The sequence below is a fragment of the Lujinxingia sediminis genome (genome assembly GCF_004005565.1).
Classification (GTDB): domain Bacteria; phylum Myxococcota_A; class Bradymonadia; order Bradymonadales; family Bradymonadaceae; genus Lujinxingia; species Lujinxingia sediminis.
In genome coordinates this window covers 1,138,185-1,154,549 of record NZ_SADD01000001.1, presented here as the reverse complement: position 1 = coordinate 1,154,549, position 16,365 = coordinate 1,138,185, and the positions used below count along the sequence as shown (strand labels likewise).

The window sequence follows — 16,365 nt, the reverse complement described above, 5'->3', positions numbered from 1 at the left end:
CGCCCCGGCGGCCCATCCCTGCGTCATGCACGTTCTCAAGGTCCGCTTAGCTGGCGGCCTCGTAGTCTTCGTAGTCTTCGTAGAGCTCCTCGACCCCGGGCATCTCACGAAGTCGCTCCCGAGCGACCTTCCAGGCAGCTTCCATGATCCAGCTCAACGAGCGATCCTGGCGAAGGGCCTCCTGCCGCATCTCATTGAGAAGCTCTTCGGGCAGGTACAGGGTCATCTTCTTTTTGGTGGCCATTGAGTCCTCCGTGACTTCGGGCGCATCGTCGGGTGCCAGGGTGAGGCCGCGTTCCACCGCGCCTCTCCCACATCGAAGGCACACCCTATGCGAGGCTGGCCGAGGGTCAAAAATTTTGTCTAAAAGAATTTCTCGCCTTCATTCTCACACCGAATTTCCATGAAAAACGCCCCCATACTTAAAGCCCTGCTTGAAGAAACAATCGCCGAATGCGACCACCTCGCCCGTCGCGACCACGATCCTGTGGGTCGGGTCTGGGAGTACGAAAACGACGACGACCGGGAAGTGGCCGCGCTCTTTGCCAGCTCTCTGGCCTACGGACAGGTCAAGGTGTTGCGCAATGCGATCGTGCAGGCACTGGCGCCTCTTGGCCCCCACCCCGCCCACACGCTCCGGGTGACCCCACTGGAAGATCTTGTGACCCGGTGGCCGGCGTTCACCTACCGCATGACCCGCGGCGAGGATCTGGCGGATCTCGCGGTCGCGCTTGGGATCACACTACGCCGGGAGGGAAGCCTCCAGGCGCTCTACCGCGCCCGCATTCCCCACGACACCGATCGCCCTGAGGACGCAGGCACGCTCGCCAGGGCGCATCACCTGCAGGCCGCCTCCCACTTCGTACAAACCCTGCGCCAGCGTCGCCACCGTCGGGAACTCACCCGTGGGTTTCGCTACCTGCTGCCCGATCCGGCCGATGGCAGCACCTGCAAGCGCCTGCACCTGTTTTTTCGCTGGATGAGCCGTGGCCCCGATGGCATCGACCTGGGACTGTGGCCATCGCTTGCCCCGCACGCATTGGTGATGCCCCTGGACACCCACACAAGCCGTCTCTGCCGCTACCTGGGACTTCTCTCCCGCAAGAGCCTGGATGCCCGGGCAGCCGTTGAGGTCTCCGAAAGGCTGGCGGCGCTCGACCCCGAAGATCCTCTCAAATATGACTTCGCGCTCTGCCACCTGGGCATCGGGCGGCGCTGCATCCACCGGCGCTCCGAGGATCATTGCCCCGGATGCCCGATTGAGGACGCGTGCACGCTCTGAGCGTCGCCCCCGCCCTGGAAGCTAGCCGCGCATGGTGGCGATCGCGTCGACCACCACAACGTCATAGCCCAATACCAGCTGGGTGAAGGCAAACCCGGCTGCGCCGAAAAGAAGCATCGCCAGCGCGAGAATCACCGTCAGCTCGAACCAACGCCGTCCCGGTGAGACGATCGCCGCCAGTGCGATGCCTAGAAAGAGCGCGATCGTCGCAATCCAGAAGATCAGCCCTGGTTGTACCGTCGTGATCACCACCACCGGGTTCATCGCTCATCCTCGGGACTGGAGTTCTCAGCAGACGTCTGCGCCTGCCGGGAGATATGCTCCAGATTAAAGTAGTTGATCGTAATATGCGCGATCACCGGCCCAAGTACCGATCCGGTATAAAGATACATCAGCCCGAAGAGCGCCCCGAGTCCCAACGCCATATACGTCCAGGGACGGAAGGTCTCGCGCTCTGGACCGATATGAATAAGCCCGAAAACAATGCTCGCAAGCCCAAGCCCCACCCACTCGCCATAGGCCCCCGACCAACCGGCTGTGCTGAAGGCCTGCTGCAAAAAACCGCGAAAAAAAATCTCTTCGGCTACGCCGCTGGTCAACGCCAGAACTTGAATCTGCCCCGGGGACATTGCCCCCAGCATAGCCCCGAACCCAGCTCCGAGCTTACGACCCCAGGTGGTGTACCGCTCCACAAGACGCGATGCGACGACGGCTCCCAGCCCCACTCCCGCGCCCAGTACAGCGTGCATCGCGGTGGTTCCCTGCACCTTCTCAGGCCAGACCAGCAGATTTAAGTCCAGCCACACCACGCCCAGGAGCCAGGCCACGCCCAGCATCCCGCCGTAGAAGATCAGCGCTGCCAGGACCCCGGGTGCGGCACCCGGTTGAGGCTCATCCGGTCGCTGACTCAAAACTCCTCCGACGTCTCTCCCAGAAGGCGATCGGCCCGCGCTTCCAACTCGGGTGAGCGCTCAATGCCGCGGAAACGCACCGTAAGCCCGCTGCACGGGTGTTTACGCCAGTCCAGATGAAAACGCTGGTTGCGTTGCACCCGGAAGTAGTCGTTGAGCTGATCGGCCAGAAATTCGATCACGGCCAGCAAACGATCGCGTGGCGAGGTCGCCGCGATAAAAGCTGCGTCCTGGTCTTGAATGATGGCTGCGCCTTCAAGCTCCAGGGCAAAACGCTTATCGGCGCTGGTAAGTTTGAGACGGCCAAATACAAAGTCGTCTTCTTCCTCCACCTCCAGCGCGATGCGCTCACCGGGGCGAAGGTAGGCGTGGTAGCGGGTGCGAAGGCGGGCCTCGATCTTACGTCGGGCAGGCACCGGCAGCACCACCTCCGCCTGGGGGGTCGGGGTGTCGTTGGGGGTCGCGCTCATGGGGGAAATCCTTCAGGTGATATCGTCGAATTTGGAGCCGACGCGATCGACCAGCGATCCAAACGCTTCACTGGCAAAGATGCGGGCCTGGCGGCCTTCGCCCCGGTGCCCAAGCTCCACGATCACGCCCTGCCCGGGCCAGGCATGGGGGATGCGATCGAGCCACTCCACGCAGACCAACGTCTCGGGGCGGTCGATGTAGTCCCAGTAGGCCAGGGACTCAAGATCATCGACATGCTCAAGCCGGTAGAGATCCATATGCACGAGTTCCGCATCGCGTCCGTACTCCTGAACCAGTGCATAGGTGGGACTTGAGACTTCGTCGGGAGCGATGCTCATGCCTTCGGCCAGCCCCTTGATCAAGGTCGTCTTGCCCGCGCCGAGGTCGCCCACAAGCCCCAGAAACCCCTCACCACGCTCGTGCAACCCACGCCCGAGCGCACGCCCCAGATGCAGCGTTGCCGCCTCGCCGTCGAGCGCGAGCTCGACGCGAGGCACGACAATCAGGCCGGTGTATTCACCCGGATCAAAGCTCGGGCGCTCGCGTGTCGTCATGATGCCACCTGCCCGCTCATTGCACGTAGAGCGGGAACTCCACACCGCGATTGGAGATGGCACCGTGCTCCGGGAACTTCATCGCGCGGAAGCGCTGGATCATGCACTGGCCGACCTCGCGACTCTGGTACTTGCTCTCCTTGATCTGCACGCCCCCGGTGGTGCCGGAGGGACGGATAAAGAACTGCACGGTCAGCCCCTTAAAGGAGCTGTTTCGGTTAAGCTCGGAGCGAATGCAATCGGTCATCGCGTTGAAGTCGCTCATAATGACGCGGTTGATTTCCTGGTCGCTCAGGTGCTTGGCGGAGCCTGAGAAATTGGCCATATCAACATCGGCCTCACGCGGCCCCGACGCTCCGGCAGCCGAGCCCCCGGCGGATGCCCGCTTGCCTCCGGCGCCCCGCACTTTCTTGAGCGTACGCGCGATCTCCTCCTGGCTTGCACGAGGATTGAAGATGCTCTGCAAAAGATCGGAGTCCACCGCGACCGCCTGAAATTCCGAGGGAGGAGGCAAGAAGGTGTAGTCCAGTGAGGCAAATGCCTGTTCCAGCGGCATCGGCTCCGGGTCCGGCTGCTGCAGCCAGAACCAGCCCATCGCTGCCAACACCACCAGGCCAGCCACAATGGACACCACCAGGGCGGCGAGCCCGCCCTTCTTGACCTTGCGCTGAAGCTCGGCCCGGGCCTCGGCCTCGCGCCGCCGGCGCTCCTCGCGTTCGGGGATGTACGCCTTGACCTCGGCGCTAAACGCCTCCATCTCAATAAGCCGACAGCGCTGCTGGGTAAAACGATCGAGCACCAGCGAGTTCTCGTCGATCTCATCGGCGCGAAGCTGCTCAAGGATCTTAATTTCGGTGAAGGGGCCGTAATCCAGGCCGCTCTTCTGCACCAGATAGCGCTCCGCTTCGGCCTCATCGGCCGGCGGCGGGGCGATATCGCCCACATCGAAGAGATCAAAGAGGCTGTCGCCCTCCTCGCTCTCAACCACAGCCGGCTCCACCGGCAGCGCGCCGGGAGGCGCCACGCCGCTCAGGCGTGCACCGGCGTCTCGAGCGATCTCCTCAAGCTCATCGCGGAAATGCTGCGCTGAGGCCGGGCGCTGACGTCGATCTCCGGAGAGACAGGCCGAGACGAGGCTGAAGAGCGCTGGCGGGTATTTGGCCAGCCCGTCGAGGGCCATCTCATGGGCCTGCTTGCGATCGCTGGGAAGCCCGGTGGGATTGAGCAGTTCGGCAGCGATCATGCCCAGGCTGTAGAGGTCGGCGGCCGCGCTCAGGTTCGCCGGAGACTCGGCCACCTCCGGCGCCACATAGATACTGTCGTGGAAGGCCCCCTCACCGCGTCCGTGAAGGAAGGTGCTGACCATACGCCCGAAGGCCAGGTTCCCCACCTTCACCACGCCCTGCTTGTTGACATAGACGTTGTAGGGCGTGAGCACGCCGTGGCTGGTCTTGCGCTCATGCACCGCCGAGAGCGCGCTGCAGACATGCGCGAGCACCGTGAAGGTGTCGCGAATACTCAGCGTGCGCCCCTCTTCGCGTCTCTGCGCCACAAGTTGCGAGAGCGTAGAGCCCTCCACGAACTCCATCGCGATAAAAATCTCGCCACTCTGGGTGCGTCCCATACCCACGGCGCCGGTGAGGTTGCGATGCTCAATGCTGCCCGCCAGACGCACATCGGCGCTGAGCCTGGCAAAGGCGTCGTCACCCGGGAAAGGCATCTCCAGCACCTTCACAACCACCGACGACTGCGTCTGCCGATCGTTGCACAGGTAACTGACGCCGCCGCCGGAGCTGCCCAGGTAGCGCTCCACCACAAAGCGCCCGCCAACCGCATCGCCTGTCTTCAGCGTAGCGGCCTCGGGCGCCTGGGTGCTCCCGCGAACACCGGGAGCCTGACGCCGAACCGCGGGCCTGGGGGGCGGTCCGGGAGGTCGCGCGCCAGACGCAGAGGGTTTACGCCCGGCCGGCGTAAGCGGCGGGGGAACGCGCGGTGGCTTATTCGAAGACTCACTCATCGCTCAACCTTCCCTTCTTACTCGGAGTGCTCGGTGTCTTCCCTGGCCTCAGGCTGCTCTTCGGGCATCGCCTGTGGCCCTTCTTTTTCGAGGTGCAGGGGCACGAGCACCTGCCTGGTGTCCACCTGATCCAGGGGCAAATCAACGTACCAGCGACCGCCCTGATAGACCATCGTCGCGTTGCCCTGACGATCGTCGAGCATGCGAAGGGCGAGTTCCACGCGGGTGCCCTCCTGGGGCGCATCGGGATGCTCGCCAACGATCTCAACCTCTTTGAGCTCATGAGGGTTATCCAGACGCGTCACGATCAGCATGTCGACAGGCGTCAATCCGTGCCCCTCCCCCACCTGCTCGTCGACGTCGTCGAGTGGCTCCAGAAGACGCGCACGCGTCGCCGGAAGGACGGCCTCCAGGGCCAGCGCATCCTGGCCGCGCCAGATGTTTTCAACAAAGCCCCGAAAGACCTCCTCCGGCCCCGGTTCTTCGGCCTGACAGCCGCTGTAACATGCGGCCATGGAGGCCACGCACAGCGCGGCAAAACGCAGCTTACTTCGTGTCGTCATCATCTCGTCCCTGCGTATCAAACTCGGCGGTGTCAGCGGCCCGACGGAAGATCGAGTCGAGTTCCTGATCCCAGCTCATGCCGGCGTCGTCCTCGAACGGAGCGCCAGCCAGGAAACCGCGCTCTTGATGGGTCTCTTCCTCATCAGCGCTCTCGGCGGTGCCCATCTCAATGTGGTGGGTGCGATCGAGGTCGGGAATGTCGATCTCCCAGTTACTCACCGCCGTAGGACGCTCATGGGGCCCGGTGGGCTGCCTCACGATAACTTCCCCGGCGCTGGATTTACGCTTGAGAAGCTCCATACGCTTTAGCCGCTGAACGACCCGGTCGACCGACTCCTCTCCGGTGGTTGCCAGATGCGCGCGAGCCTCTCCCAGCGTTTGCCCCTCTTCAAAGAAGTTGAGCAGTTGACGCTCATCGCTGGTGAGCGCCAGAGGATCGACGCTGGCAGCCCGTCCGGCGTCAAGCACCAGGCGGGTCCGCGCGGTCGCCTCAGAATGACCGGTATCCATCGACACCTCGCGCATGATCTCGAGAAGCAAGGTGTCGATCTTCAGATCGAGTCCGCGGGTTGGCCAGGCAAAGCTCGAGTCACGGGCGACTTCGATAAAGGCAAAGCCGCCGCGTCGCCCGCCGCAGATCTCACGGAGAAGACGTCTGGCTCGACTTTTACGGGCATCAAGCAGCCGCAGATCATCGACGATCTGCTCGCTGCGCAAGAACATCTCCAGTGGCCCATCGTAGAACTGCCCGGTCCGCAGATCATGGGAGAGTCGTTGGTAGATAACCTCATCAACCGCCCCCTCGGCACGCAACACCTCAAGGAGCACCCCATCGGTGCTCTCGCCAAGCGACTCGATCTCATGGAGCAGATTACCATCGACGTAAAGCACGAAGCTGCGACCGGGCAGACTCACCTCCAGTCGTCCTCGAAGTCGGCGTTCACGCAGGGTATGCAGCAGATCGACGACCGAAAGCGTTTCGAGCTGCCCGGAGAACCCTCGTGCATTGGGCACCCTCCTGAGCTCCTCCGCCACCCGGTCGATTCCCCCGTCGAGCATCGCAGCCAGCAGACGCTCCAGGCGCTCCGCCCGGTCGGTAGAGCGGGCGCTCAGACCCACGCGCTCCCAATGCTCAGCGAGCAGATGAGCGACCTGGTGTAAAGTGACCCGATCGACCTGGTGGGTAGGGGCAACCACCGAGATGGCTGTGGCATCCCCACCGTAGCTCGGAACCTCAACACCAGCCGGAACTTCCGGGAAAGTCGAGGGGCTGATCACCTCATCGATCGTTACGTCGACCTCCGCGCTCCGCGAGCGCTCCGCCTCCAGCCGAGCCGCGTCCAGCGATTCGCGCCGGGCCCCTCCCACCAAAACACCGCCCTGACCCAGCCCTCCGGGCAGATCCTCAATCTCCAGGATCATGGATCCGGTGGTGTCGACGTCGATCATCTCCAGAAGATCGTCGTCGTCAAAAACATGCCCCCCCAGAGTTCCCGGACTCAGCCCCAGCTCCACCTCGAGGTCGGAGGCGTCCTCGCCCTCCATCTCCACCGTCACCGGATCGCGAACCTCAATAGCACCGGGCACCGAGTGTGAGCGGCGCGAAGGCCCGCCCTCGCGCAAAAGCTCTTCACAGACGCGCTCGAGCTGCCGGGTGGTAAAGGGACGCCCAAGCCAGGGATACTGCGCAAAATGGGCACGCGAGCTGGCCACCCCACACACCAGCACGGGCAGCTGGCGCTCCTCGCAAAAATGCAGCCAGCGCCGGGCATCCACCCCGGCGCTGTCCACGTCGACGATCACAAGCCGGGCGCCTTCGGCGCCCGGCGGCGGACCGCTGAGCGTGACGACCTCAAGCGCACTGGCTCGAAGCGTCTCGCTGATGATGCGTGCCAGCGTGGCGTTCCCCTCAAGGAGCGCCACGCTCGGGCGAGGTGACAGGCTCATGAAACCCCTTATTCCGCAGCCTGGGCGCTCCCTTGCGACGAACGCAAAGCGTAGGCGTGCAGGAGCTTCAGACGGTTGCGATCGCGGCGTGCGGCGTCATTGCTACGCCCCTTCTCCTCTTCGAGAAGTGTGCCGACGGCCTCGGCCAGCGCGGGCGTCGCGACCCGGTAGCCGGCAAAGGTCAAAAGCTCCCGCGTCTCCAGATTCTGCGTGGAGAGCGCCTCGGCGACCACGGGCGACGCCACCTCGGCGGGAAGACGGCTCAACTCGTAGGCAGCCTTGGCGCGCACGATTTCATTCTCGTCTTCGACCTTCGTGCCGTAGCAAGCGGCCTGGGCAGCCGCATCACCGGCACCACCACACTCAGCAGCCACGTCGAAGGCCGGAAGGAAGCTCTTGTATTTTTCCTTAAGCCCACCCTCATCCGTGGCGTCGATCAGCCCCTGGTAGGTCTCCCGCTGCTCCGCTTCGGCGAGCATCGCGTAGGCCTGAGCGACCATCCAGTTGAACTGGTAGCGCTCCTCTTCTTTGCCCGGCTGCCCGTTCTGCGCGAGCATCACGAAGCGCTTCTCCAGATCCACAATCACGCCCTTCTTCGCCATCTCCATCAGCGCGGGAAGTGCGGCGCGATCGCCCAGGCGAGCCAGCGCAGTGGCCGCATCCTGGCGAAGCTGCAGCTCGATGAGCCCGTCGGTGATCTCGTCCCACTCATCATTGACGAACTCGACGCCGACGATGCCCTCAAGCAACTCGCGGGCCTGGGGGTTGCCCAGATCACCGAGCGCGAGAATCATCTCATCGGTGGCGTTGCCCTCCTTCAGGCGCCAGCTCACCGACTGGCGGCCGGAGAGCGCTTCCGGCGCGCTCTTCTCGCTCTTGAGATCGGCCATAAAGAGTTCAACCGCCTCCGGCGCGCGCATCGACCCCAGACGGATCGCGCTCACCAGCTTGGCCTGGTTGGCCGGGAACGCGTAGTCCGGTCCCTGGTTGTACTTGAGCAGGAGTTGATTCACCGCCTGGTGCTCACCGTTAAAGGTCTTCACCAGGTGCGGCACCATCGTCGGGCCAATCTGCTGGGCGGCAAGGCCACACTCGCGGTTGGTGTTCTGGTTGGTGTTGTTGCTCAAGAACATCCCGAGCACCACCATATCCCGTGCCTCTTCGTTGACCGCGCCGGGGTTCTCCTGACCGATGTTACCCAGGATCTCGCAGGCGTAAGCGTGCAATGCGATCGGGAAGTTGTCGGCGTCGAGCTTGAGCAGCTCCACCATCGGAGCGACCATCTGCGGGTCCGACATCCGCGCCATCCCGCGCAGAATGCCCTGCTTGCGCTCGTTGTTGTCGGTGGCCTGCAGCGCGGCGATCATCTTCGGGACTGCCGCGCGATGATCGAGAATACCCAGCGCCTCGGCGGCCGCACCGGCGTAGCCGGCCGCATCGGTTTCCATCTCTTTGATGTAGGCGTCGACCGCCTCCGACACCCGCCACTGCACCAGGTAGCTCATCGCATCTTTGGCGTCGCGCTCCCCGGCCATGTAGATCTCAACAAGCGCCGGAGCGACCTCGCTGTAGCGATCTTCCGGGAACTTACGCAGGTTCTCCAGCGCGAGCGACTTCTCTGCCGACTCGCCATCTTTGAGCATCTTCGCGACGTAATCGGGGTTCTCCCAATCCGGCGCCTCACATCCAGCGAGCGCGCCCAGCGAGATCGTCGCCGCGCCCACCATGGCAAGTAGCGTCCCGGTCTTCGAGTGTCCCATAGCTCGTTTCGACATTGCATCTCTCCTCAGAGCGCGCCCTCGTCCTCTCAAGGTGAGGGGGCTGGTTTAATCCTGCGAATCGAAATCAACGACCCCAATGTAGGGGATGTTGCGCGAAAATTCAGCATCGTCGAGCCCATAGCCGATCACGAACTCATCCCCGATGGTAAAGCCCACATAATCCAGGGGCACATCTTCGCGGGTATTGGAGGGTTTCGACAAGAGCGTACACACCTTGAGATCAGCGGGCATGCGCGTGCGCAGGTTCTCCACCAGATACTTCATGGTCAGGCCGGTATCGATGATATCTTCAACGATGATGACGTTGCGCCCCTTAATGGGCAACGCCAGATCGGAGGTCATACGCACCACCCCGCTCGTTTCCTGGCTTGAACCGTAACTGGAGAGCCCCAGAAAATCGATTGAGACATCGATGGTCAGATGCTTGACCAGGTCGGAGAGAAACATAAACGAGCCCTTGAGCACGCCGATGACGTGCACCGAGTCTCCGGCGAAGTCCTCGTTGATCTGCGCGGCGAGCTCGCGGCAGCGCTTCTGAATCTCCTCCTCGGAGATAAGGACTTTGAGTTTGCGCTTGGGAGCTTTCATCGACGACCTCGGGGTTCCATACGTTGGTGTTCTGCGGGCTTGGACGCCGCGGCGCTCTGCGAGGGGTATCCCTCGGTGAAGCAGCGCCGGCAGCGGGCTTCGTACTGTTGGGCGGTCCCCACCAGCACCTGTTGGGGATCTTCAGAGAGGCGATAGCTGCGATGAGCGGGGTTGCCGCAACGCATGCAGATCGACATCAGTTTGGTGATGTATTCGGCCACCGAGAGCAATCCCGGCATCGGACCAAAGGGTTGGCCGCGGTAGTCCTGATCGAGCCCGGCGACCACCACGCGACGGCCGCCATCGGCAAGCTCCTCGCAGAAGTCGATCACGCGCTCATCGAAGAACTGCACCTCATCGATGCCCACGACATCGACCTGAGGGTCGAGCGCGTGACGAAGCTCATCGAGGTTTTTGACGGCCACACTGGGCAGCGAGATTTGACTGTGGCTGACGATCGCGCTCTCATCGTAGCGGTCGTCGATGGCCGGCTTGAAGATCTGCACACTCTGGCGAGCGTAGCTCGCACGCTTGAGCCGTCGGATCAGCTCTTCGGTCTTACCGGAGAACATCGGTCCGCAGATGACTTCAATCCAACCGACATCGCGGGGCTGAAGAATCATAGGGGGGTCGCTGGGCTGGGAGTCGCCGGAGGGGGTTTGGAGGGGGGCACGTCTGCCTTCCCTGTGTATCGACCTTAACGCGGGTGCGCAAGGCTCTAGAGCCCGAGTTCCCGCATAATGAAGGCGCCGATCTCCAGCGCCAGCCCCACCTCGCCGGCGACCGAGAGCTGGCGCGCGCCCTGCACCGGGTCGATGCGCCCGTGGGCCACATCCTGAAGAAGAGGCCAGCCCACCGAGGCGCGCACAACACGCACCTCTTCGGGAGCTTCGTAGTCGTTGAGGATGATCGAAAATGTCAGCGGGCGGCCATCGGGAAGATCGGTAACCGTGACATCGAAGACACCATCGAAGCGCTCGAAGCGCTCGACCACCTCGGGGGTGAGGTGCACTTTGCCGCGGTAGCGGGCGACCTGAGCATCGGCCGGGATCACCAGCTCCTGAATCCAGGGGAGCGCGCGTTGCCAGTCGCTGAGACGACCTCGGGCACTTGCCATCGGGAAGTCGATCGCCTCCTCATCGATGACCTCCAGGCCATCGTTATCAAAGGTGAGCGTGAAGCGCTGGTCCACGTCGTCAAAGAGGACGCTCAGGATAATCGTCGCGCTGGAGAACTCCCGAAACTCCTGCTGGCGTGTCTTCTGCATCGCCGGCAACCGTTTAAGAAAGAGTTCGTCGGTGGAGAGCCCCGGCTCGAAGACCTCGGACCACTTCATGCTTAATCCTTGTTGGAGTCGGTGTGTTTGCTCAGGCGCACCGTCGACCAGAGCAGCGCGGAGGCGACGAACATCGCCGCGCCGTTGGAGGCGACAACGACCGATTCCTGGCATCCGGTCAAATACACGGTGGCGATCGCGGCACAGGCCAGCGTGAGCTTACGCATCTTCATTACTCCTGAGATTCGGGTACGTCCCTGTAAAAACCTTCTGAGCCGGACCTTGCATCCAGATCTGGCCCTGGCGTGTTTCGATCGTGAGCCGACCGCCCGGCAATGCGACGACCACCGGCGTGTCGGGAGGGGCCAGACCCCGGTCCCAGATCGCAGCGGCGACAGCGCAAGCCCCGGTGCCGCAGGCGCGGGTCCGGCCAACGCCCCGCTCATACACGCTCGTGCGCCATTCGTCACCCCGTGCCTCGACGAACTCCAGGTTGACGCCCTCGGCGAAGTCGGGGTGGCCGGCATTTGCCGCCTCTCCGGCGAGGTCAACGAGCCTGTCGCCGGGAAAGTTGAAAATCACCGCGTGGGGGTTTCCCATATCCACCGGCGTGTACGCGAAGGTGTGGCCCTCGACCTCCAGCGCGTGGCGCTCGCCAATGCGCGCGGGCCCCATCGCCACGTTGACCTCCCAACTGCCGGGGTGTTCGCCAGGGGTGATCTCGCAGGCCCGCGGACCTGCGTCGCTCTCGACGATGAGCCTGCCGCCCATGTCCCAGTGGTGTTGCGCATACGCCGCGGCACATCGCACACCGTTTCCGCACATCTGCGGACGGCTGCCGTCCTGGTTGAAGACGATCATGCGCAGGCGATCTTCGCCCCATTGCTCCAGGAGCAACACCCCGTCGGCGCCCACGCCCAGGTGACGATCGCAGATGGCGCGAACCCGGGCAGGAGTCCAGGCCTCAGCGCGCTGCGCCACGACAATGAAGTCATTTCCAAGGCCATGGAATTTGGCGAAGTCCATCATCTTCAGACTCTCACGCCGCACATCGCCGCCAGCCCGAAGAGACGCTGACGTACCCGTGGGGCGACGTCGATAAACTCATAGGCCATCCCCGGCACGAAATCGGCCGGGAGGCGATCGCCAAACTCCGCACCGGTCTCCGCGCGCACCACGCGTGCACGCACCGCGTAAGTCGACTCACCGCCCGGCCCCTCAAAGATCAGGGTGTGCACCTGCCCGGGCTCAAAAAGAAAATTCGATCGCACGAACATCCCGGTCGGACAAAAGTCCAGGCTCTCCAGGGGAATCTCCCACCCGTCGGCGTCCTGCACGAAGACGCGAGTCTGAAGCTCGCAGCGAGGGTGGCGGCGCACGCCAGCAAACGAGGGACGGAAGCTGGGCTGACGTCGGATGGTGCCGCTGATGCGATTCATCGAATCCTCCATAATTCGAACGCGTTAACTTCGGTGCGCCATCATGGCCACCGGCGATGTCACGTGCTCCACGGTAGGACACGGTGGTGTGCCGTCAATTTTTTCCTGCAGCGCTGCCAGCACTTGTGCGCCGATCCGCATAGAGCGAGTCGACAAGCGCCTGATAGCGCTCAAGCACCACCGGGCGACGCACCTCCCCCGAAGCCGTCAGGGTCTGGTCTGCCACCGAAAGAAATTCGGGAATCACCGCCAGCCGGCGAATGCGCTCGGCGACGGTGTGGCGCCGGTTCACGCCATCAAGATGCCCCATCAACGCCTGGTGCACCGTCGGATGAGTAGTCAACTCACGGACCGAAGCGCGGTAGTCCAGCCCCTGAGCCTGTACAAACGCCAGGAGGCGATCCGGGTTCAGCGCCACCAGGGCTGAAACAAAAGGCAACCCCTCGCCCACGAGCACCGCGTGGGCAATCAGATCAAACTCCTCCAGCGCACTCTCCAGCGGCCCCGGAGCGATGTGCCGTCCGGTTGAAGTCACCACCACCTCCCGCTTGCGATCGACCACAAAGAGAAACCCCTCGCGATCAAATCGTCCGATGTCGCCGGTATGCAACCAACCGCGCGCGTCGACCTGACCGGCGCCCTCCCCCTCTGCCAGCTCGTGCGCGATCGTGTCGCCTCGCACGAGCACTTCCCCATCGTCGGCCAGGGTCACATCAACCCCGGGCAGAGCACGCCCCACGCTCCCGATTCGAACACCGTCTGGAAGGTTAAACGCCACCGCGCCCGAGGCCTCCGTCAGTCCGTAACCTTCGAGAAGCTGAACTCCGGTCGAGAAGAAGAACTCGGTGATCTCCGGTCGCAGAGGCGCGCCTCCGCTGATCAGAAAGCGCATGCGACCGCCCAGGCGCTCCCGGACATCCTCAAGTAATACTTTAGAAAAGAATGCATGTTCAAAGCGCAGGAGCCGAGAGGCAGGCTGCCCGCCCAGCATGCGCCGGCGCACGGTTTTTCCAACTTCGAGCGCAAGTGGCATCAGCTGCGCGCGCAACCCGCGCTCCTCCACCCGGGAGATAATCTCAGCCTGGAGCTGCTCATAGACCCAGGGCACGCTGGCCAGCAACGTGGGACGCACCTCGGAGAGGTCATCCAGAAGATGACGCGCCCCTCGCCCAAACGCCACCGTCATCCCGGAGCCCACCCCCGCCAGATACAGCACCCGGGCGAAGACGTGCGCCAGGGGCAAAAAGAGCAGCTGCACGTCGTCAAAACTAAACAGACGCAAGGCGGACATCGCCTCAACCTGAGCCACAAGGTTATGGTGCGTAAGTGTAACCGCCCGCGGCTCAGCACGCGTTCCGGCGGTAAACACCACCGCCGCGCTCATCTCCGGGGTGATCTGGCGGCGTCGTGAGCCCACAAAGCGTGAATCATCCGTCAACCGTCGACGCCCCTGCTGCCCGAGCTCATCCAGCGAGAGACGCACGATATGCTCGGGAAGTTGAAAGGCATCGACGCGCATCAACTCCCCCGCCCCACCTCCGCGTCGCTTCACCATCACGTCGGCATCGATGTAAACGACCGCCCGGACCGATGTTAACGCCTGCGGCATCGCCACAAGTCGAGCCATCTGCACGGGGTCTTCTACGATGACGACGCCCGGCTTACAGCCAGTCAGCGCCGCCGCGATCCCGGCCTCACTGACCGCCGGATGCAACGCAACAGTCGCCGCGCCAGCCATCATGATGCCCATATCGGCTTCGACCCAGGCCGGTCGCGTTGAAGCGATCAATGCTACTGAATCGCCCGCCTCAACCCCCAACGCCATCAACCCCGCGGCGATGCGCTCGGAGCGCTCCCACCAGTCCCGCCAGGTACGCGTCGTCCACGCCTGATCGTCATAAAAACGCATGGCGACGCGCACGCTGGAGCGCTGCACCTGCTCTTCAAACAACTGGACCAGGGTGTTGACCATCGACGCGACTCCCTACCTTGAAAAAAGTTCCTGCCTGAGACGAAAAAACCCACACCGGAGACGCCGGTGTGGGTGGGAACCTTAGCGCTCAGCGCCTCCTTCTCACAAGCTAAGCAGAGGAGGCTCGGACGCCGAAGCCAGCGCTCCGAGCGACTCACTCAACGGATTCACGCGTTGCTTGAGCTTTTCAGCGCGTTCTTTGATCTCATTGACGCGACGCTCATAGCGCTGCAGCGCGTTGTCGCCAGCGGTCTTGAGAATCTCGCCACGCTCCAGCGGCACCAGCGATTGCATCTCGACCTTCTGGGTGCGCTCGGAATTCAACATGCTCGCTTCAAGCATTCCTTCACCATCGCGCTCAAGATTTTTGAGCGTCACCAGGCGGCCCGGGCGCGGGCGATAGGCGTCGTTTCCGCCCTGAGTGAAGAGATGACGGTAATCGAAGACCACCGCGATCAGGTCTTCCTCCAGAACTTCGTTCTCGGAGAGCAGTCGCTCGATCTCCGCCTTATCGACCACCGTCGTCAGCCTCTTATGCTCAGCAAGAAGCTCACCCAGCACGGCAGATTCCGCCATATAAGCGGTCAGCGGATGAATCACGTCACGCCCCAGCAGGAGGCGATTGCTGGAGAGAACTTCCCCGGAGACCACAAACTGCCTGGACGCCAGGGAGTCGGCCGCTTCAAAGTCTACCTTGGAGGGCGAAAGACCAGCGATCGTCTCAGCCATCTCGCTAAAGGTTGCCAACGCCGGGTCGATCGACTCTTGAAGCGCCTTTGCATCTTCGATGCGGGCGACTTCGATCTGCCGGCTGTTCTGCCCCTGTGCGGCAAAGAAGCCGAAGAAGGCCCCCAGAAGAGCCAGGACCACCATTACGATGATGGCGTTTTTGGAGAAGATACCTCCACCCTCCATCGATGAGGCCGCAGCATCGATTTCGGCGAGCTCCTTCTCACTCATGGGAACTGGCCTGGGCCGCGGCTCCGGCTTGGCTTTGGGCGGGGGCACCATTGCCGTGGGAGGCGGGCCGGCGGCGGCCGCCGGCGGCCCCGCCGCTCGCACCGGAGCCGGAGCGGCCTGAGCAGGTTGCGAGGGCTGGGACTGAACAGGCTGCGCTGCCGCCACGGCGGGGTTCGGACGCGTCACGGGACGCGAGGGCGCCGCCACCGCAGCATCACTGCCCGACGACGTCGCCGACGATGCGGCGCCCGGACGGGGAATCGTCGAGCGTGCGCCCGAACTGCTCGCGCTATCGGCACCCGCAGGCGTTGATGCACCGGGTTTTGCAGCGGGCTTCAACCCCAGCCGCGCCTTCAAATCCGAAAGATCTGGCTTGTTATTATTCGTCGACAAGAGCCTTCCTCCTGCTTCTCTTTCAGAATGGTCATCCGAACTCACTATCGCGGGATTGTTCCGCCTTCGGATGGGGAGTGTCGCGGGGGGGATGAAACGTCGATGTAAGCTAGACCAGCGCTCAAAACTTCGTCAAGGAGCTTCGCCCCGGGCCTGCCGGCGTTTACACGTCTTTAAGGATGCACGCTCTACCTTCGCCCCCCCCTCAGC

General features: G+C 63.2%; 18 protein-coding genes. 1 reads left to right on the top strand and 17 read right to left on the bottom strand.

Translation table 11 applies throughout. The features are described 5' to 3' along the window. Positions 1–46: 46 nt before the first annotated feature. Entirely contained in the window at positions 47–301 is a 255-nt protein-coding gene (locus EA187_RS04745) for a TIGR04563 family protein (RefSeq protein ID WP_241250161.1), read from the bottom strand. A gap of 102 nt (positions 302–403) precedes the next feature. Here EA187_RS04745 and EA187_RS04740 point away from each other — a divergent pair, with 102 nt between their 5' ends. After that, positions 404–1,282: a TIGR02757 family protein gene (locus tag EA187_RS04740; RefSeq protein WP_127779337.1), complete on the top strand. Its 879-nt coding sequence runs from the start codon at positions 404–406 to the stop codon at positions 1,280–1,282. A gap of 21 nt (positions 1,283–1,303) precedes the next feature. Here EA187_RS04740 and EA187_RS04735 read toward each other — a convergent pair whose 3' ends face one another. The 16 genes from EA187_RS04735 to EA187_RS04665 form a co-directional block, all read right to left on the bottom strand. Then, the gene (locus EA187_RS04735; RefSeq protein ID WP_115602666.1) at positions 1,304–1,546 is read right to left on the bottom strand and encodes a hypothetical protein; all 243 of its coding nucleotides are present in this window, start codon (positions 1,544–1,546) and stop codon (positions 1,304–1,306) included. After that, positions 1,543–2,193: a CPBP family intramembrane glutamic endopeptidase gene (locus EA187_RS04730; protein WP_127779336.1), complete on the bottom strand. Its 651-nt coding sequence runs from the start codon at positions 2,191–2,193 to the stop codon at positions 1,543–1,545. The genes EA187_RS04735 and EA187_RS04730 overlap by 4 nt, the downstream gene beginning before the upstream one ends. Beyond that, complete coding sequence (locus tag EA187_RS04725; RefSeq protein ID WP_115602668.1) at positions 2,190–2,663, bottom strand: hypothetical protein; 474 nt, start codon at positions 2,661–2,663, stop codon at positions 2,190–2,192. The genes EA187_RS04730 and EA187_RS04725 overlap by 4 nt, the downstream gene beginning before the upstream one ends. A 12-nt stretch (positions 2,664–2,675) precedes the next feature. Continuing rightward, positions 2,676–3,218, bottom strand: a complete 543-nt coding sequence (tsaE, locus tag EA187_RS04720; protein ID WP_127779335.1) for a tRNA (adenosine(37)-N6)-threonylcarbamoyltransferase complex ATPase subunit type 1 TsaE — start codon at positions 3,216–3,218, stop codon at positions 2,676–2,678. Positions 3,219–3,234: 16 nt separating this feature from the next. Next, positions 3,235–5,235: a protein kinase domain-containing protein gene (locus tag EA187_RS04715; protein ID WP_127779334.1), complete on the bottom strand. Its 2,001-nt coding sequence runs from the start codon at positions 5,233–5,235 to the stop codon at positions 3,235–3,237. A gap of 17 nt (positions 5,236–5,252) precedes the next feature. Next, on the bottom strand, positions 5,253–5,798 hold the full coding sequence (locus EA187_RS04710; RefSeq protein WP_127779333.1) for a hypothetical protein: 546 nt from the start codon (positions 5,796–5,798) through the stop codon (positions 5,253–5,255). Then, positions 5,782–7,746 (bottom strand): DUF4388 domain-containing protein, encoded by a 1,965-nt coding sequence (locus tag EA187_RS04705; protein WP_127779332.1) that lies wholly within the window; start codon positions 7,744–7,746, stop codon positions 5,782–5,784. The genes EA187_RS04710 and EA187_RS04705 overlap by 17 nt, the downstream gene beginning before the upstream one ends. Before the next feature lie 8 nt (positions 7,747–7,754). After that, a complete protein-coding gene (locus tag EA187_RS04700; RefSeq protein WP_115602673.1) occupies positions 7,755–9,521 on the bottom strand; it encodes a HEAT repeat domain-containing protein in 1,767 nt (588 codons plus the stop codon). Between the two features lie 51 nt (positions 9,522–9,572). Beyond that, positions 9,573–10,115 carry a hypoxanthine phosphoribosyltransferase gene (hpt, locus tag EA187_RS04695; protein WP_115602674.1) on the bottom strand — a complete coding sequence of 181 codons (543 nt, stop codon included), beginning with the start codon at positions 10,113–10,115 and terminating at the stop codon, positions 9,573–9,575. Next, positions 10,112–10,738, bottom strand: coding sequence for a thymidine kinase (locus EA187_RS04690; protein WP_115602675.1), 627 nt, complete (start codon positions 10,736–10,738; stop codon positions 10,112–10,114). The genes hpt and EA187_RS04690 overlap by 4 nt, the downstream gene beginning before the upstream one ends. Positions 10,739–10,833: 95 nt before the next feature. Then, on the bottom strand, positions 10,834–11,451 hold the full coding sequence (locus EA187_RS04685; protein ID WP_127779331.1) for a hypothetical protein: 618 nt from the start codon (positions 11,449–11,451) through the stop codon (positions 10,834–10,836). Between the two features lie 2 nt (positions 11,452–11,453). Continuing rightward, positions 11,454–11,618, bottom strand: coding sequence for a hypothetical protein (locus tag EA187_RS20295; protein WP_164855990.1), 165 nt, complete (start codon positions 11,616–11,618; stop codon positions 11,454–11,456). Then, complete coding sequence (gene dapF / locus EA187_RS04680; protein WP_127779330.1) at positions 11,611–12,420, bottom strand: diaminopimelate epimerase; 810 nt, start codon at positions 12,418–12,420, stop codon at positions 11,611–11,613. Before dapF ends, EA187_RS20295 begins: the two co-directional genes overlap by 8 nt. A gap of 2 nt (positions 12,421–12,422) precedes the next feature. Beyond that, positions 12,423–12,830, bottom strand: coding sequence for a PilZ domain-containing protein (locus tag EA187_RS04675; protein WP_115602678.1), 408 nt, complete (start codon positions 12,828–12,830; stop codon positions 12,423–12,425). A 94-nt stretch (positions 12,831–12,924) separates the two neighbouring features. Beyond that, positions 12,925–14,802: an AMP-dependent synthetase/ligase gene (locus tag EA187_RS04670; RefSeq protein WP_127779329.1), complete on the bottom strand. Its 1,878-nt coding sequence runs from the start codon at positions 14,800–14,802 to the stop codon at positions 12,925–12,927. Positions 14,803–14,904: 102 nt separating this feature from the next. Further along, the gene (locus EA187_RS04665; protein WP_127779328.1) at positions 14,905–16,155 is read right to left on the bottom strand and encodes a hypothetical protein; all 1,251 of its coding nucleotides are present in this window, start codon (positions 16,153–16,155) and stop codon (positions 14,905–14,907) included. Positions 16,156–16,365: the final 210 nt, after the last annotated feature.

Coding starts and splice junctions, on each gene's coding strand:
- EA187_RS04685 (WP_127779331.1), bottom strand. CDS start 11,451: ATGAAGTGGTCCGAGGTCTTCGAGCCGGGGCTCTCCACCGACGAACTC.
- EA187_RS04700 (WP_115602673.1), bottom strand. CDS start 9,521: ATGTCGAAACGAGCTATGGGACACTCGAAGACCGGGACGCTACTTGCC.
- EA187_RS04690 (WP_115602675.1), bottom strand. CDS start 10,738: ATGATTCTTCAGCCCCGCGATGTCGGTTGGATTGAAGTCATCTGCGGA.
- dapF (WP_127779330.1), bottom strand. CDS start 12,420: ATGATGGACTTCGCCAAATTCCATGGCCTTGGAAATGACTTCATTGTC.
- EA187_RS04675 (WP_115602678.1), bottom strand. CDS start 12,830: ATGAATCGCATCAGCGGCACCATCCGACGTCAGCCCAGCTTCCGTCCC.
- EA187_RS04715 (WP_127779334.1), bottom strand. CDS start 5,235: ATGAGTGAGTCTTCGAATAAGCCACCGCGCGTTCCCCCGCCGCTTACG.
- EA187_RS04705 (WP_127779332.1), bottom strand. CDS start 7,746: ATGAGCCTGTCACCTCGCCCGAGCGTGGCGCTCCTTGAGGGGAACGCC.
- tsaE (WP_127779335.1), bottom strand. CDS start 3,218: ATGACGACACGCGAGCGCCCGAGCTTTGATCCGGGTGAATACACCGGC.
- EA187_RS20295 (WP_164855990.1), bottom strand. CDS start 11,618: ATGCGTAAGCTCACGCTGGCCTGTGCCGCGATCGCCACCGTGTATTTG.
- EA187_RS04670 (WP_127779329.1), bottom strand. CDS start 14,802: ATGGTCAACACCCTGGTCCAGTTGTTTGAAGAGCAGGTGCAGCGCTCC.
- EA187_RS04735 (WP_115602666.1), bottom strand. CDS start 1,546: ATGAACCCGGTGGTGGTGATCACGACGGTACAACCAGGGCTGATCTTC.
- EA187_RS04710 (WP_127779333.1), bottom strand. CDS start 5,798: ATGACGACACGAAGTAAGCTGCGTTTTGCCGCGCTGTGCGTGGCCTCC.
- hpt (WP_115602674.1), bottom strand. CDS start 10,115: ATGAAAGCTCCCAAGCGCAAACTCAAAGTCCTTATCTCCGAGGAGGAG.
- EA187_RS04725 (WP_115602668.1), bottom strand. CDS start 2,663: ATGAGCGCGACCCCCAACGACACCCCGACCCCCCAGGCGGAGGTGGTG.
- EA187_RS04740 (WP_127779337.1), top strand. CDS start 404: ATGAAAAACGCCCCCATACTTAAAGCCCTGCTTGAAGAAACAATCGCC.